14 protein-coding genes and 1 pseudogene are annotated in these 16,176 nt (G+C 57.9%); 8 read left to right on the forward strand and 7 right to left on the reverse strand.

The window, feature by feature from the left end; translation table 11 throughout:
* Positions 1 to 11 precede the first annotated feature (11 nt).
* Entirely contained in the window at positions 12 to 848 is an 837-nt protein-coding gene (locus ACFOTD_RS24025; protein WP_378122477.1) for a helix-turn-helix transcriptional regulator, read from the reverse strand.
* Positions 849 to 964: 116 nt separating this feature from the next.
* Between ACFOTD_RS24025 and ACFOTD_RS24030 the strand changes: the two genes are divergently transcribed.
* On the forward strand, positions 965 to 1,807 hold the full coding sequence (locus ACFOTD_RS24030) for an NAD-dependent epimerase/dehydratase family protein (protein WP_378122478.1): 843 nt from the start codon (positions 965 to 967) through the stop codon (positions 1,805 to 1,807).
* A 146-nt stretch (positions 1,808 to 1,953) separates the two neighbouring features.
* On the opposite strand, the gene ACFOTD_RS24035 is transcribed toward ACFOTD_RS24030, so the two are convergent.
* The gene (locus ACFOTD_RS24035) at positions 1,954 to 2,091 is read right to left on the reverse strand and encodes a hypothetical protein (protein ID WP_378122479.1); all 138 of its coding nucleotides are present in this window, start codon (positions 2,089 to 2,091) and stop codon (positions 1,954 to 1,956) included.
* Between the two features lie 113 nt (positions 2,092 to 2,204).
* Between ACFOTD_RS24035 and ACFOTD_RS24040 the strand changes: the two genes are divergently transcribed.
* Positions 2,205 to 2,450: a hypothetical protein gene (locus ACFOTD_RS24040; RefSeq protein WP_378122480.1), complete on the forward strand. Its 246-nt coding sequence runs from the start codon at positions 2,205 to 2,207 to the stop codon at positions 2,448 to 2,450.
* Positions 2,451 to 2,460: 10 nt separating this feature from the next.
* On the opposite strand, the gene ACFOTD_RS24045 is transcribed toward ACFOTD_RS24040, so the two are convergent.
* On the reverse strand, positions 2,461 to 2,805 hold the full coding sequence (locus ACFOTD_RS24045; protein WP_378122481.1) for a winged helix-turn-helix transcriptional regulator: 345 nt from the start codon (positions 2,803 to 2,805) through the stop codon (positions 2,461 to 2,463).
* Between the two features lie 141 nt (positions 2,806 to 2,946).
* Here ACFOTD_RS24045 and ACFOTD_RS24050 point away from each other — a divergent pair, with 141 nt between their 5' ends.
* The 3 genes from ACFOTD_RS24050 to ACFOTD_RS24060 all read left to right on the forward strand — a co-directional run bounded on the left by ACFOTD_RS24050 (position 2,947) and on the right by ACFOTD_RS24060 (position 4,422).
* Entirely contained in the window at positions 2,947 to 3,300 is a 354-nt protein-coding gene (locus tag ACFOTD_RS24050; RefSeq protein ID WP_378122482.1) for a DoxX family protein, read from the forward strand.
* Between the two features lie 212 nt (positions 3,301 to 3,512).
* Positions 3,513 to 3,818 (forward strand): PadR family transcriptional regulator, encoded by a 306-nt coding sequence (locus ACFOTD_RS24055; protein WP_378122483.1) that lies wholly within the window; start codon positions 3,513 to 3,515, stop codon positions 3,816 to 3,818.
* A gap of 1 nt (position 3,819) precedes the next feature.
* Positions 3,820 to 4,422: a DUF2812 domain-containing protein gene (locus ACFOTD_RS24060; protein WP_378122484.1), complete on the forward strand. Its 603-nt coding sequence runs from the start codon at positions 3,820 to 3,822 to the stop codon at positions 4,420 to 4,422.
* 42 nt (positions 4,423 to 4,464) lie between these two features.
* Here ACFOTD_RS24060 and ACFOTD_RS24065 read toward each other — a convergent pair whose 3' ends face one another.
* Positions 4,465 to 5,412 carry an ATP-dependent DNA ligase gene (locus ACFOTD_RS24065; RefSeq protein WP_378122485.1) on the reverse strand — a complete coding sequence of 316 codons (948 nt, stop codon included), beginning with the start codon at positions 5,410 to 5,412 and terminating at the stop codon, positions 4,465 to 4,467.
* Positions 5,413 to 5,543: 131 nt separating this feature from the next.
* On the opposite strand from ACFOTD_RS24065, the pseudogene mgsA reads away from it, so the two are divergent.
* Positions 5,544 to 5,948: pseudogene (gene mgsA / locus ACFOTD_RS24070) on the forward strand (methylglyoxal synthase); the annotation flags it as partial.
* Positions 5,949 to 6,326: 378 nt separating this feature from the next.
* Positions 6,327 to 6,779 carry a helix-turn-helix domain-containing protein gene (locus ACFOTD_RS24075; RefSeq protein WP_378122486.1) on the forward strand — a complete coding sequence of 151 codons (453 nt, stop codon included), beginning with the start codon at positions 6,327 to 6,329 and terminating at the stop codon, positions 6,777 to 6,779.
* A gap of 378 nt (positions 6,780 to 7,157) precedes the next feature.
* Here ACFOTD_RS24075 and ACFOTD_RS24080 read toward each other — a convergent pair whose 3' ends face one another.
* From ACFOTD_RS24080 to ACFOTD_RS24090, 3 genes are all read right to left on the reverse strand, one after another.
* Positions 7,158 to 8,714 carry an S-layer homology domain-containing protein gene (locus ACFOTD_RS24080; RefSeq protein WP_378122488.1) on the reverse strand — a complete coding sequence of 519 codons (1,557 nt, stop codon included), beginning with the start codon at positions 8,712 to 8,714 and terminating at the stop codon, positions 7,158 to 7,160.
* Between the two features lie 202 nt (positions 8,715 to 8,916).
* Positions 8,917 to 12,459, reverse strand: coding sequence for an AfsR/SARP family transcriptional regulator (locus ACFOTD_RS24085; protein WP_378122489.1), 3,543 nt, complete (start codon positions 12,457 to 12,459; stop codon positions 8,917 to 8,919).
* 113 nt (positions 12,460 to 12,572) lie between these two features.
* Positions 12,573 to 14,051 carry an Lsa family ABC-F type ribosomal protection protein gene (locus tag ACFOTD_RS24090; RefSeq protein WP_378122490.1) on the reverse strand — a complete coding sequence of 493 codons (1,479 nt, stop codon included), beginning with the start codon at positions 14,049 to 14,051 and terminating at the stop codon, positions 12,573 to 12,575.
* Between the two features lie 445 nt (positions 14,052 to 14,496).
* Between ACFOTD_RS24090 and ACFOTD_RS24095 the strand changes: the two genes are divergently transcribed.
* Entirely contained in the window at positions 14,497 to 15,540 is a 1,044-nt protein-coding gene (locus tag ACFOTD_RS24095) for a glycosyltransferase (protein WP_378122491.1), read from the forward strand.
* The last annotated feature ends 636 nt before the right edge of the window (positions 15,541 to 16,176 follow it).

Below are 16,176 nucleotides of genomic sequence, written 5' to 3' on the forward strand. Positions count from 1 at the left end.
CATTCCTCGGTTCAACCTTGCGATGCATCCAACAAATGCTGCAATCGCGCCGCCGTATCCGCCGAAGCGGTAAAGATCATGACCTTCAGATCCGGATGGGTCGGCGGCTGCAAGGTCACGTGCTCGAACGCCATCTCTCCGATCCGCGGATCGTACTTCTGCTTGCGGTGATCGGTCGCAGTCTCGACATCGTGCATCGGCCAGAGCTCGCCGAATAGCGGGCTGATGCGCATGAATTCCTCGATCAGCACTTTAAACCGCTCATCATTTGGAAAGCGTGCGTAATCCGCGCGAAAACGTGCGATCAAAAGGCGCGTTCGGGACGCTTCGTCCATCCGCTCGGGTCCCGGCTTGTCACTCGTCAGCAGATGCCGCATCCAGTTGAAGTTGTGCATCGTATCGTCGGGTTGGGCAGGGATATGAAAAACAAGCTCAGCCGCCTTGTTCCAGAGCAGCAGGTCCCAGTATCTGCCGAGCACGAACGCCGGGTGCGGGTCCAGCGCCTGGATCATCCGTTCCAAGCCCGTGGCGATATCGCGGTCTTCTTCCTCCGGCTCCTGTTGATCCGATCTGGCCAGAAGGTGAAGATGGCGACGCTCGTCCTCGGTCAATCGCAGCGCCTTGGCGATATTGTTCAGCACATCCTCGGACGGGTTAACGCTGCGCCCCTGCTCCAGGGAGGTGTACCAGGACGTGCCGATATGGGCGAGCTGGGCGACCTCTTCCCGCCGAAGACCCGAGGTCCGCCGCCGTCCATAAGAGACCAGTCCGACCTCTTCCGGCGTCAGCCGCTCCCGGCGGATGCGCAGAAATTCGCCCAACGACCTTCTGGAAGCAACTACTTCCATCTCTATTCCCCCCGTATCCTGACACTCCCAAACCTACGATAAACGCAGGAAGGAAGTCGATTGCTCCTTCTATTATACTGCCCGTATAGCAACTAAAAAACGTAGGAGGGCTTAAAATGAACGCTTTTATAACGGGGGCTACAGGTAAAGTGGGAAGCCGGTTTGCGCAGCGTATGCTGCAGCGCGGTCATCGCGTGACACTGTTGGTGAGGAACGCCGAAAAGGCGGACGGGCTTCGCCGGCAAGGGGCGGATATCGTGGAAGGCGATCTGCTGCAGCCGGACGGCTATATCGACGCGCTGCGGGGGAAGGATGCGGTGATTCACTTGGCGGCGCAATTCCGCGGCGTGGACGAGGAGACGACCAGAAAAGCCAACCTTGACGGCACGATCGCGCTGGCTCATGCGGCCTTGCAGGCGGAAGTGCCAAGGTTTGTTTTTACCAGCACGAACAATGTCTACGGTTCGGTGGTCCGGACGCGGCCTAGCCGTGAAGACGACGAGCTGAGCCCGACCCAGGCTTATCCGCAAAGCAAAGTGGAGGCCGAGGCGGTGCTGCTGCGGCTTCATCAAGAGCAGGGCTTGGGCGTTCGGATCGTCAGGCTGCCCTTCGTCTATGGCGAAGGCGATCCGCATATCGTGGAGATACTCCCGTACATTCGAAGCTGGCATCCGGCCAAACGCATGCATATGGCGCATCATGCCGATGTCGGCCAAGCCCTGCTGCTCGCAGCGACCACGCCGGGCATTGATGGCCGAATCTACAATGTGGGCGACGATGCGCCGATCACGGCCGAGGAGCTTCGGCAGCTCCATGGCGGCGAGGGCGCACCGGAGGCGCAGCAGCAGCCTTTCGATCCGTGGGATATGATCGTCAATACGACGCGCATTCGGGAAGAGCTGAATTTCCGTCCGATCTACCCGTCCTTCTATACGGCAAGAGATGCCGGGGCGATCTAACCGAGCGTCGATAGGCTTGCATTGAAAAAAAGGAAATGTTAAAGGCGACCTCGCGCGAGGCCGCCTTTCTCTTTTGCGCAAATCCGATTGTCCCGCCCGAACCTTACGTGCGTTCGGCCAGTAAGCCGCTAGACGTTTTCCGTCGCTTAGCACCAGCCGACTTCAGGCCAGTCGCTGCCGTAGATGATCGGGAAAAGGTAGGCCATCGCGATGCCGCCATACACGACCTTCATGCGAGTATCGGTAGCGAGCTTCTTCATTTTCGCCCAAGTGCCGTTGTTCATCAATATCCCGTCCTTCTGAAGTGATGTGGTCTGATACGAGGAATAATTTACCACAGAACAGGGGATCATGAAACCTTGTCATTAAAGGGATGATCGGAGGACTGAGATGGCGGATGAGCGCTGAGCTGGAACGGCTGTTGAAGATGATGGGCCAAGTGGTATCGATGGAGCTGCGGGTGGGGAATACGGACGTTCAAAGCGCGATCGACATGATGGACGGGTACGGGCTGAGATACAAAAACTCTTGGGCATCCATGGAACTGGCGGACCATACCGTCGTGGAATTCTGGCGCAAGGATCTGTTTAAGTCCGCTGCCGCTCCCCTGACGAACGACGCGAGCCGCGACGATCGGGACTAACGCGCGCAGATCATTCCGCGGAGCGTTCTTCCCCGTACAACTCATTCAAATGCACGATATGCCCGACGCCCCAATCGTTCATGGCCTGCAGAATCGGGGTTAAGCGCTGGCCGTAAGCCGTGATCGAGTATTCCACCTTGGGCGGAATCGACGGGTAGACCTCTCTGTGAACGATATCGTGATACTCCAGCTCCTTCAGCTGCTGGGAGAGCATCTTCTTGGTGATGTCTGGGATCGACTTTTGCAGCTCGCTGAACCGCATCGTGCCGCTTGCTAGCAAGCGCAGCAGGATTACGGGCTTCCACTTGCCGATGAGAATCTCGAGCGTCGTCTCGAACTTGCAATAAGCCGTCATGCCGCGGCCTCCAGTCGTCGTCTAAGGTTTTGTTTTCTATACCTTGTATAGTTAAAGTACCTTCTTCCGGGTCGCCTTCCTACCCCCTATTATAGGCGATAGGCGTAGGTTGACGACATACATGAAGAGGGGAATCGGACGATGAATATCGCGTTATGGATCGTGCAGGGGCTGCTCGCGCTGGGTGTTCTTTACTCAGGATGGATGAAGACGGTCCAGTATGAAAAAGGAGCGGACGCATGGGGCTGGGTCAAGGAGGTGCCGAAAGGCCTCGTCGTCTCGATTGGCATCCTGGAGCTGCTCGGAGCGGTGGGTCTGGTCCTGCCCGAGGGGACTGGGACCGCGCCGGTCTTGACGCCGATCGCCGCTATCGCGCTAGCCGCCGTCGTTCTTTTCGGCGCACTGTTCCATATCAGTCGCCAAGAGTATCGGGAGATCGGCATTAACGTCGTGTTTTTGGCGCTTGCCGTCCTTGTGGCCGTCGGGCGGCTGTGAGGGCAGCCCTGAGGCATCAAAGGTTTGTTGCGTGAATGGTATGAAAGCTAGCAAAGCAGAGCCGCCGGCCATCCCTTTTACTCAGGGGAGGCTGGCGTTTTTGTTCGTGAGCAAATATGGCCCCTTATACAGTTGAAATGTATAGTTGAACTGTATATAATCGTATTAAGTTCAACTGTACAGTTAGACTGTATATAGAGAGGGGGCGCCTCATGAAGCATCCGCTGCTGCCGCTGTCGGAAACGATGCATTATATTTTGCTGGCGCTCAGGGAGCCGCTTCACGGGTACGCGATCATGCATACGGTCGAGCGGATGAGTGAAGGGACGGTCATCCTCGCTGCCGGAACATTGTACGGTGCCGTGGAGAACTTGAGCAAGCACGGCTGGATCGCGCCGGTGCCGGGCGAGACGGGTCGACGGAAGGTATACCGGATCACGCAGGACGGAGAGCGCATCCTCGCCATCGAGCGGAGAAGGGTAGAGCATCTGCTATCACTCTATGAAACGAGGGATTAAGGTGAGAAAACGGAAATGGTTCGCTAACCTGCTGAAAGAGGAAAAGTGGCTGAACGATCGGCTGGCCGAAGGATACGCTTGCCGCAGGGTCGGTTCGCTCGGCGGTTATGATTTTGAGCCTTCCGATCGCAGGATGGTCATCCGCCTCGACTATCAGAATCAGATGAGCGCCGAAAAATACGCGGAGTATAAGGGAACCTATGAGGACTTTGGATGGACTCATCTGAAGGGGAGCCGCAGGGGGAGCGTGCAATATTGGCAAAAGCCCGCGGACGGCCGCGACGAGATTTTTTCCGATGCCGGCTCGCAGGTCGCCTTCTATAAGCGTCTGACCCATTATGCGCTGACGACCGCGTGCCTCTTTTTCGTCTACACCTGCGCTCTGTTCAAGGGGAATATTTTTGCCGCCTTGTTTAATATCAAAGCAAGCTATTTAACCGAAGGCTTATGGGAGAAGGAGGGGGCGGCTTTCTGGCGCGCCTTTCTATTCGAAACCCCGTTCGCGATGTTTCGCTTCCTGCCGGCCTGGATTTGCGGAATCGCCATCGTCATGTCCCTCTACAGCTACTTCCAATATCTGAAGCGGAAAAAGGAATATGCGTGACAGGCACGGAGATTCAGGAATTAAGCAGCGACCATGTGAAATTCATTCGACCCAGGGCAGCTTGCACCGCTCCGGCGGCGCATCTACGAACGCCTGGATGGAGGGCTGTCGCAGCGTGCGGCCTTCCCGCCATCTCCACTCGCTGTACTGCACCTTGGCCGTCAGCTTCGGCGTTACCCAGTAGGCGTCCTTGTATCGGTCGGGACGGTTGGCGAACGGAGAACTGGAGGCGGCCGTTGGCGCCAGCGTCAGCGTCAATTCGCGCCATTCGGCCTTTGTCAGCCTGCCTGTGCCGCTATGACCGATATACCACAGCTTGCCCGCCTGGTCGTACTGGCCGAGCAGCACGGCGTTAACGATGCCGTCGTTTAGCGTAAATCCGCCGATCACCGCCAGAATGTCCCCGTAGTTTTTCACTTTCCGCCAACGCGCGTCCTTCCCGCCGATCGCATAGGCGCTCCGCAGGTCTTTACATACGATTCCCTCCATACCTTGCTGCCGAATGACCTCGAACAACTGCTCGCCGTCGTGATTTTGCACCAACTGAACGCGCTCGTTTGGCGTGACGATACGATGCAGCAGCTCAAGTCTGTCGGACAGCGGCTGACGATTTATCCATTCGCCGTCGTAGTAGACGATATCGAAGATCATATACGTAATCGGCACGATCCGCTGCATTTCCTCTACGCGGTCCAGCTTCTGGATCAAATCGCGGCGCATGACTTCGTGAAAAGAGGGCTTGCCGTCCTGCGCCAGCGCAATCATCTCGCCGTCTAGGATGACGGAGGAAGCCGAGCAATACGAGGAGACGTCCAGCAGCTCCGGGTAGTGGCGAGTTCGCTCGTTAAGCTTGCGGTTGAACAGTTTGGTATCGCCCTGATAACGGTAAGTAACGATCCGCGTGCCGTCCCACTTGATCTCGTGTCGCCAATGGGGTTCGGCGGGGATCGTATCGCTCATAATCGGCTCGAACGGGTAGATCGGATCCATAATCGGCCTCCATTTATGTAACTTTGTATGACATATTATTTTGTTTTGGGCAACATATTGTCGAAAATAAAGATTAATGATATTATTATGTAATAATAACTAACATAATATTGAATGCAGAGGTGATTGAGGTGAATGTTGCTTTTGTCGCGCATGATCACAAGAAAGAAGAGATGATTGCGTTCACGATCGCTTACCAAGACTTGTTCAAGCCGCATACGTTGTTCGCGACGGGCACGACGGGACGGCTCATTATGGAAAATACGGATCTGGACATCATGACCTTCAAATCGGGACCGCTGGGCGGCGATCAACAGATCGGCGCCATGGTATCGCAAAATGAGCTCGATCTGCTGGTCTTCTTCCGCGATCCGCTCGTCGCGCAGCCGCATGAACCGGACATCACCGCCCTGCTTCGATTGTGCGACGTATATGGAATCCCCGTAGCGACGAATATGGCTACGGCCGAGCTGCTTGTCCATTCCTTGGAGCGAGGGGATTTCCACTGGCGGGACGTCATTCATCAACGACGGCCTTCCAATGTGGCTCAGCTTAAGAGATTGATTCCTTCAACCGCGGGGCGCGAGACGGCAGACGCGGAGGAATCCAGCCTTCCTCGTGCCGATTCAGTCTAGTCGGGAATCGTTTCGCTATGGTTTACCTATTTGAAGAGCCGCGGAAGTTGCGGCTCTTTTTAGTATGTACAGTTTGGCAACTGCTTGATCATTGCGTGGCGCCTATCAACCAATGATTCTGAGCGGCAGGAATGCCGAGATCCTCGCGTGCTCTGTTTTTTGCGTAAAATGGCTGCGCAACCTGGCGTTGCGGCGCGTCGCAACGAGAACGTTCTTTACTTTCGGTCGGACCGGACTCGATAATGAGGGCATATCCACCGCGGAAAGGATAGCTGCTAGATGGTATTCGGGGAGAAGTTGAGGACGGAACGGAATAGGAAGGGCTGGTCGCAGGAGGAGTTGGCCGAAAAGTTGTATGTCAGCCGCCAGGCGGTATCGAAGTGGGAGAACGGACAGAATTACCCGAGTATCGAGATCGTTATCAAAATCAGCGATTTATTGGAGTTGACCATCGACGAGCTGCTGCGGAGCGACGAGGAGCTGAAGCGAAAAGTGATCAAGGACGGCAGAAAGCTGGCTTATCCGCGATTAAAGGCGGCATGCGATATACTGTTTCTCGTCGGCGCAGTGCTGTTGGCGTTGAAGCTGGGCGTACTCGCGTTAAACAAGCTCACGTCTTATGAAGTCGAGTTGGTTGGCGGTCGCTTTTTCTGGAACTTCGCCTCATTGATCCTGATGGTTGGCGGGGGCGTTGGGGCAGGCGTTTTGAAGGAGAAGTATAAGACGGATTGATCGTGGACTTACTCTGCTTGCCTGTGAAGGCACAAATCTTCCGGACAGCGATCGAGCTGTTCAAGGAAGAGTCGAAGTACTGGTCAGCGATAATTGCTAAAAGGCAGTTAAATCGCAAGCTTCATCCCAGATGCAGCCGATAAGAGTTAAAAGGCAGTTATTTTTGACTACAGGAGGCATTTGTTGTCTTCTTTGTGAAAATAAATGCTTTTTAGCAGCTATTCGAGACGAGACGGGGATTTGGGTGGAAATAACAGTCATTTGGCAGCTATTCACCGCGGCGCGAGCTACAGAATCGACAAACCGCCAGGGGGTAGCCCCTGACGGTTTGTTTTAATGCGGGTGTTATAGTTGTCTTGCAGCTCCGGGACTGCAAGTTTAAGGTATTGGCGTTATTGGCGGTAAATTTGGGATGTTGGGGAAATTCGGGATGTTAGGGAAATTGGGATCTGTCGGATCGGGAATATTAGGTCCGTTTGGATCAGTCGGAGTATCATCGTAGGGTATTTGCCTAAATCCGATGATATGACCGTCATCATCCGTTGCCGCTAACAAAATAATGTTATAAGCGCCCTGCAAAATGTCGATGTCCGCCCATACATCATCGACTTTTGTATAATTTTCGCCCTCAAAGATTGCTCCCTTTGCTGGTGTATCAATAAAGTTGGAAGCAGTCGAAATCTTCCACTTTGTAGCGCCGGCAGGCAACTTAAGACCAGTAAAACGAATAGTTCCCGTTAGGGAGCCGATTTCAAGATCTCCGAAGTTCGTAAATTCGAGGAAAGGTTCCTCTGCGATCTTCGTATTATCCACCGTAATATCGCTGAACCGAAAAACAGCACCGGTCACGCCATTGACCTCGTAAAGTCCAATATGCTCGTCTGCTTCGACATTTACGATATTGGCGCCAGACTGATAAGCTTCGGTAATCCCGCTCACGTCATCGCCGACTTTCGGAGTGGAGAAGCCGTCCGCCTGCTTCTTAATCCGCAGCGCGTTGCCCTGGCCAGCCGAATAGGTGATGCTAGTCGAGTAGGCCAAGCTGCCTTGTGCAACCGTATAATTCGCAATAGCCGGAGCAGCCGATGGAGACGGCGACGGAGACGGCGATTGGGATGGCGATGGTGACGGAGACTGTGACGGCGTCGGTGTAGGCGTCGCGGTCGGAGTCGGTGTAGGCGTCGCGGTCGGAGTAGGCGTTGCAGTTGGCGTCGGCGCAGGCGTCTGATAAACCGGCGTCGGAGTAGGTGTTGGAGTCGGCGTCGGAGTCGGTGTAGGCGTTGGAGTCGGCGTCGATCCCGGTGGAACATACTGCTCCTTAGCCTCATAGGCTCCGGTGAGGAGCAGGTCGCGCGTCGCGTTCGCTTGGCCGCCGAACTTTCCGTCTGCGCCATTGTTCAGGAGCTTCAATTCCAAAGCCAGCGCGACGTAGCCCTTGGCCCAATCCGACACAGTCTCGTCTTTAACGCCCGTCGTTTTCTGCGCTTCATCTTTTTGTCCAAGCCCCTTGATCAGGAACGCCGCCAGCTGCTCCTTCGTGACCTCCCCCCCAGGGTCGAATACGCCTGATCCGTAGCCGTCCGTGATGCCGGCTTTTTTGATCGCCTCGATGTACGGCAGCGCATAACCGTTCGCCGGATCGTCGGCTTTTACGTCTTTGAAGCTGGAGGTTTTCAGATCCTTGTTGACATCCAGACCGTAGATCAGGGCAGCAACCTTGGCGAATTGGGCGCGATTCATCTCGTCCTTTAAGCCAAAGGTGGTGTCGGATACGCCGTCGAAGACGCCCGCCGAGATCAGCGCGTCGAACTTGGCCTTCGTCGCCGCGTCCAGATCCTTCAAGTCACTGAAGTCGGCAGACGTTTTCGCGAACGCAGCCGCGCTCGGGAGGGACATGGACAAAGCGAGAAACAAGCTAACCGTTCTTTTTTTCATCGTGAACCGATAGGCCTCCTCTGCATTCTGTTTAAGCTGAGCCTATAGTAGCAAAATCAACTAAACAAAATATGATACGCAAATGTATGTGCGGAACTAAAAAAAGCTTGATCTATCAAGGGATTTCATCGTAAACCGCTGGTACTTCCATAATTTTGAAAACCCTAGTTTTGTTGGATTTTTGACGTCCTTTGTCGGATCTTCAGCGCAGGTTCAATAGCCGTTTAGCCTCATCTCCCGGCTCCAGCCGATACTCGACACGCAGCATTCGCTTCAATGCATCGTACTGCTTGAGCGCTGCGATCCGGTCTTTGTTCGCCAGGTACGCCTGAATGAGCCGTACGTGCACGTCTTCCCGCCAGGCGGCATGCTTCAGCGCTCTCTTCATCACGGCAATGGCGGCCGGATAATTCCCATCTTCAAAATAATAATCGTAAATTTGGAGCAGCAGCGCTAAAAACTCGTTTTCGAGGCTCTTCCCGATCGGATCGGACCAATGATAGCCGTTGTCCGACAGATACGGTCCCGCGTACAGCTTGGCGATGGCTTCGCAACGGTCGATGTTGTCGAGGGTCAGGGGGATGCCGGCCGACACCCAAGCCTCGAACGTCAGATAGTCGCATTCCAGAATGTCGGTATCGACACGGTAAAACCCCCGGTTGTGCTGAACGACGCCTTCGATGCCGATACCTCCGAGCGTCTTGCGAAGCAGGTGCACCGTCGTATGCAGGTTGGCGGATGTTTTGGCGGAATCGTCGTCCCATAGTGCGTCCATGATCCGGTACCGGTCCACCGCTTCTCCCCGGTGATGCACAAGGTAAGCCAATAGCTCCTCCGCTTTAGATGTGCGCCATCGGACTTCCCGGCCGTCGGGGCCGCTTACCTTGAACCTGCCAAAGCAGCTTACCAGCAGCCTTTCGCCGGACGTCTCGCCATCTTCCGCAGTTTCGACGCGTCGCGCGGCACCGGCGGCTTTGGGCATCCCGCCGCGCTTCGCGGCGCTGCCGCTCCCCGCGGTCTTTCCGCGTCCTGCGGCACCGCTGCCCTCCGCTGCTCCGTGCGCCGCCGGCCTGCCGGCCCCGTCGCTGTCCATTGCTCCCCGCGCCGCCGCCTCGTGTGCCGCAGGCCTGCCGGCCCCGTCGCTGCCCATTGCTCCTCGCGCCGCCGCCTCGCGCGCCGTCGGCCTGCCGGCCCCGTCGCTGTCCATTGCTTCCCGCGCCGCCGCCTCGCGCGCCGCAGGCCTGCCGGCCCCGTCGCTGTCCATTGCTTCCCGCGCCGCCGCCTCGCGCGCCGTCGGCCTGCCGGCCCCGTCGCTGTTCGTCGCTCCCCGCGCCGCTACCCCGTCCGCCGCAGGCCTACCGGCCGCGCCTTCCGCCAGCACTTGCAGCAGCCTTCTCGCGTACGCGAAGGCGCCCGTCTTCCCGCGCGCCTCCGTCTCAACATACGCGGCCAGCAGCTCCGCCATGCCTTCGCCCTCGTCGACGAAGCTGCGGACGAAGCCCTGCGGCTCCGCCAGCCGCAAGGACGTATCCAGCCGGACCAGCGCCTCGTCCGTCCGGCCAAGGCCGCGCAGCGCCGCGCACTGCGCGAGCAGCGCCTGCACGCGGTCCCGCAGGCGATCCTCCCTGCACAGCAGCGCATACAGGCGCTCCGCCAGCTCCAGCGCGTCCGCTTCGCGTCCGCAGGCCGCCAGCACCTTGGCGAGGGCTAGGTGCTCCGCGACGCTGCCGAGCGACACCTCGTCCGCATGCGACATGCCGCACTGCGCCAGCCACCGCGCTGCCAGTTCCGGCCGATCTTGCCGCAAATGCAGGCAGGCCTCTTCCGCCCCGATCCTGCGCATGTACAGATCGTAGTCCGGCGAGTCGACGTGCGCCCGCAGCTGAACCAGCAGGTCCGCCGCCTCGGCCGTATGGCCGCGCGCCTGCAGAATCCGCGACGCGCTCCCGTACAGGTAGAACAGGGTGCGGGCGACCGGAGGCGTATCGCTGCGTCCGAGCAGCCGGCGCACGCAAGCCTCCGCTTCCGCGAGCCGATTCCATTCGTACAGCAGCTTGCTGAACGAGGTTTGCAGCGACAGGACAAACGGATGGTCCAGATTCTCTCCCCAGACGCCCAGCCACCGGTCCATGAATTCGAGTGCGGCATGGTAGTCGTTGAGGTAGCCCATGTGATCGTCGAATTCGTCGAGCACGTGGTTGTTGTTGAACGAAACTGAGCGCAACAGCCGCGCTTCGGGAAAAAGCCGCTCCGCCAGCTCAAAGTAGGCGGTTACGCCGTCCAGGTCTTTGAGCAGATAACAGGCGACGCCGCTCAGGAAATAGAGGTTGCCCATGACCGAGCGCCATGCGGTCTCGTCCATCGTGCCTTGCAGCGCCTCGTAACGCGCCCGCGCTTCGCCGATCTTGCGCGCGGCGAGCTCCTTCTGCCCGCTGCCGGTCAGCAGGAGCAGATAGAACATTTCCGCCATCGGCTTGCCCTCGAGACAGCCTTCGGGCAGTCGCAGCACCCAGCGACTCAGCGTCGCTCCCCTGCTGCGGATGAGATCGGGCAGATGGCGCTCGATCAGCCGCACCGCATCCTCGTACATCCGCCCTTCCAGATAGTGCTCTCCGGCTTCTTCGACGAAGCTCTGTCCCTCCAGCGCTCTCGCGGCTCTTGCGTGCGCGGCCGCCCATCCTTCGGGATCGGTGCCGGCGTACAGATTCCGGAGAAAATCGGACAGCAAGTGATGGTACCGGTACCAATGCCGTTCCTCGTCGAGCGGGATCAGGAACAGGTTCAACTGCTCCAGTCGGGCGAGCAGCTCGCGGCAGTCGGACCGGCCGGTCACGGCTTCGCAGAGCGGCGGATTCATCCGTGCCAGGACGGAGGTCTCGAGCAGAAAGGCACGCAGCGGCTCGTCGAGATCCCGATACACTTCCTCCAGCAAATAATCCGCGATCTGCTGCTGCCTGCCGCTGAACTGCCTGATGAACGAAGCCGGATCGGAAGTTCGCCGGAGCGAGATCGCCGCGAGCTGCAGGCCGCTGATCCAGCCCTCCGTCTGACGTACCAGCGCGGACGCCTGTTCCCCCGAGAGCGCCAGCTCTTTTTTACTTTCGAAGAAGACGCGCCCCTCGTCCGCATCGAACCGCAAATCGTCGGTCGTCACCCGATGCAGCTCGCCCCGCGCGAGCAATCTGGCCGTAGGAATCGTCGAATCGACGCGGCTTGCGACATAGAGATGCACGTCATCGGGCAAGCGCTCGACAAAGTACGCCCAGGAACGGTGGACGGTGGAGAGCTCGATGAATTGAAAATCGTCCAGCACGATCGCCAGCTCGCCTTCAAGCTCGCACAGCTCGTTCAGCAGCGCTTTGATGGCGGGCTCCGATGACGAGGCCGCAGCCAAGGCCGAAGCTGAGGCCGAAGCTGAGGCGGAAGCGGGGACGGACGACGGCCCTTCTTTTACCAAAGGCAGGACCGAGTGGCCAAAGCCCGGCGCGACGGTCTCCACGGCTGCCGTCAAGCCGCTCCAGAACGCGATCCAATCGTTGTCCTGCCGGTCGAGCGAGATCCACGCCACGGGAAGGCTGGCGAGCCGCGCCCATTGGCTAAGCGCCGTCGTCTTGCCGTATCCGGAAGGACCGGATATCGACGTCAGCCGTGCGTTCAGTCCTTCGTTCAGCTTGTGCGTCAGTCTGGGCCTGGGAACCAGCGCGCCTCGGATTCGGGGGATAGCAAGCTTGGTGCGTACGATCAATGGGAATCCTCCGTTGCTCAATCGCTTCGTCGAGCAAGCTTAATCCCTTTTAATTCTACGGGCGCGATCAGAATTCCTTCGACAAAATTCGTACTTACGCACAATTTCTCGCGTCAGAGCTCGACGACCTTCGTCGCGATCCGCCTGCAGAACTCGCTGTCGTGCTCGACGAAGAGAATCGTGGGCGCATGCTCGAGCAGCAGGTCCTCGATCTGCATGCGGGACAGGACGTCGATGAAGTTGAGCGGTTCGTCCCAGACGTACAGATGCGCCTCCTCGCACAGGCTCCTGGCAATCAGCACCTTCTTTTTCTGGCCGCCGCTATAGGACGAGATGTCCTTCTCGAACTGCACGCGGGCGAAATCAAGCTTGCGCAAGATAGCCTTGAACAAGCTCTCGTCGATCCCATGCGCCGCGGCATAGTCCGACAGGTCGCCGCGCAGATGCGAGGTGTCTTGCGATACGTACGAGATCTTGAGCTGGCTCCCTTTTCGCAGCGTACCGGTATAGGTCAGGTCCTCCCCGCAGATCAGCTTGAGGATGCTCGACTTGCCAGAGCCGTTCGGCCCCGACAGCGCGATGCGCTCCCCCCGCTCGATAGAGAATCCCACATTTTCGCACACGGTCTTCTCGCCGTAAAAAATCGATACGCCTGCCAGCTCGACGAGCCGCTCCTGATGATAAGGCAGCTGCGCGAGCTTCAGGCTCTCCGAGCTCTCGATGTTTTTGAGCAGTCCCGCCCGTTCGTCGATCGCGGCTTGTTGCCTGTGCTCGGTCGCTTTGGAACGCTTCATCATCTTGGCGGCCTTGTGGCCGATGTAGCCTTTGTCCGGACGCAGCCCGCCGACCCGCGTACCGTTTTTCGTTTTCTCTACGGCGTCCGACCAGTCGCTCGTGCGCTTGGCCGCTTCGGACAGGCGCTTGATGTCTTTTTTGAGCTTCTCGTTTTCCGCCAGCTCGAAGTCGTCTTCCCGCCGCTTGTTCTCTTGCCAATCCGAGAAGTTGCCTTTCTGAATATCGATGTCGGCCCTGTTGATGGACAGCACGTGGTCGATGCAGTTGTCCAGGAACGCCCGGTCGTGGGACACGAGGATGAAGCCGCGTTTGGAACGCAGATATTCGCTGACCAGCTTGCGGGCGTGCACGTCCAGGTGGTTGGTCGGCTCGTCGATGAGCAGGAAGCTGTTTTCCTTGAGGAACAAGGCTGCCAGCAGCACCTTGGTCTGCTCCCCGTTGGACAACAGCTCGAAGGGGCGGTACAGCGCGTCCTCGGACACCTTGAGCAGCGAGAGCTCGCGCTTGATCTGCCACTCCGCGGCTTCCGGCACGATGCCCTCCATGACGAACAGCGTCAGATCCTCGGGATTCGCGACGGGAAATGGAAAGTATTCAAAGCTGACGGAAGCCGAAATGTGCCCGCGATACTCATACTTGCCGAGCAGCAGGTTCAGGAACGTGGTCTTGCCCCGTCCGTTGCGGCCGGTGAAGCCTAATTTCCAATCGGTATCGAGCTGGAAGCTCACGTCTTCAAAAATATTGTCGTAGCTGCCGTCGTAAGCGAACGTCAGGTGTTTGACTTGGATCAATGACATAAGGCGGATTCCTCCCTGGGGAAAATAGAAAGAGCCGCAAGAAAGTTACTTCTCGCAGCTCCGATGGGTACAGGAAAAATCCGCCGATCCAAGGATGGATCAGGGCCCGCCGATCAAGCGAAGAAGAATGTAACTTTCTTGCATGGCAAAGAATACAGGCATACGATCGCCGTCTTCCTTCGCGTAGGCAAGAAAAATCACATTCATTCTTCAACTCCAATCCGGTCATGTACCCGTATTGTAAATCAAGTGCGCGGGCAGAATCAACCTCGGCTTTAACGTTTTAAATTTCCTTCGTAGGGTTTAAGTAATTAGAGTCCATCCCTTGGCAGTACCCCTCATTAACGCGAACGCGAGAAGTCCCGGGTTCCTCCTCCACGCTTACATACATGCAACAACTCCGATCCGGGGCCTCATCCACATTTTCATTTTATGGAGAATGCCCATGAAGCCAGCAGTCAGCATTATCGTGCCCGTGTACAATGTTGAAAGTTATCTGTCCAGATGCCTGGATTCCCTGCTGGGACAGACGTTAAGCGACATCGAGATCATCCTGGTCGACGACGGCTCGACGGACCGTTCGGCCGATATTCTGGCGCGTTACGCCGAGGCGGACGAGCGGATTCGCGTGATTCGCCAGCCTAACCAGGGACAAGGCGGCGCGAGAAATACGGGGCTCGACGCGGCCTCCGGAGCTTATGTCGGATTCGTCGACGCAGACGACTGGGTGGAGCCGGCGATGTTCGATACGCTGTACCGCCGGGCGCTTGCGACCGATGCGGACATCAGCGCATGCGATTATAACCTCGTCTACGACCGGCGGGTCGTCCCGCATGCGCTCGGCCTGACCGACGGGACCGTCAGCATCGCGGCGTGCGGCATCGACCGGTATTGGCTGGACAAGAAGTTTTCGGTCGTCCTCTGGAACAAGCTGTACAAGCGGAGCATTATCGCCGAGCATGACATCCGGTTCGACGCGCACGGGGAAGTGTTCAGCGAGGACGTGCTATTCAATCTGTTCTATCTGCTGCATACCCGCGTGGTGACGGCCGTTCCTGCGGCTTTGTACAACTATTATCAACGCGAGGGCTCCCTGATGCACAGCTTCAAGCCCGATTATTTGCAGAAGGAGCTGACCCTCGTCGAGAAGTTCAGAATCTATTACGAAGCCTACGAGGATCAGGAGAAAACGGATAAGATGACGGCCGGGCTGCTGTTCGACCGCGTGCTGGACAACAGTCTGCATAACCTCGAGAACCGTTCGGGGCTGGGCAAGCTGCGGGACGACTTAAAGCAAGCGAGTCGCCACGCGTTTTTTTACGACAGCATGCGGAGAATCGCGGGAGATCCGGGAACCTGGCTGCCGCTCCGCGGCTTTGCGCTGCTGAACAGCCGGGGGCTGTTCGTGCTGTCGGGCATTTATCTCAAGGCGTACCACGCCGCGACCCGGCTGAAGAAGAGGCTGGGCGGTCCGGGGCTGCCGGCTTGACGGGAAATTAACGGAGCTGGGCGGTCCGGGGCTGCCGGCTTGACGGGAAATGAACGGGGCTGGGCGGAGCTTGGATGGGCTGAACGGGCGACTGGCGAATGACAGGCGGCTGGTAAGATGCAGGGCGAACTGCCGGGCAAACGGCCAGGGAAAGCGGATGAACGAGGGAGATCGACGGAGCGGCGGTCCCCCTTGTTTGGCGATTCGCGAGACTATCGCGTTTTGGGCCGCGCTTCGAGCATGTTCGAGCATGATAGTGGTTAAAAGGCAGTTATTTTTTCGTATATGAGGTAGTCGGCGAGAAATAATTGTCAAAAGGCAGTTATTTCGCGTGAAATTGGCACTTGGGCGGAACTTATCGGGAATTAGCTGCCTTTTAGCACTTGTCGGGCTGCCGAGGTCGCGACGGGGAGAGATTAACGGCCTTTTGACAACTATTTTACTTACGCCGCTTGTCCGCTTCCCGTTCGCTACACCCGCACCCGCACCCGCACCCGCACCCGCACCTGCACCTGCACCCGCACCCGCACCCGCACCCGCACCCGCACCCGCACCCGCACCCCGCCCCTGCACCCCGCACCTTCACCCGCACCTGCACCTGCACCCGCACCCGCACCCGCACCCGCACCCGCACCC

This window comes from Cohnella sp. GCM10012308, from assembly GCF_042649185.1.
GTDB lineage: Bacteria > Bacillota > Bacilli > Paenibacillales > Paenibacillaceae > Cohnella.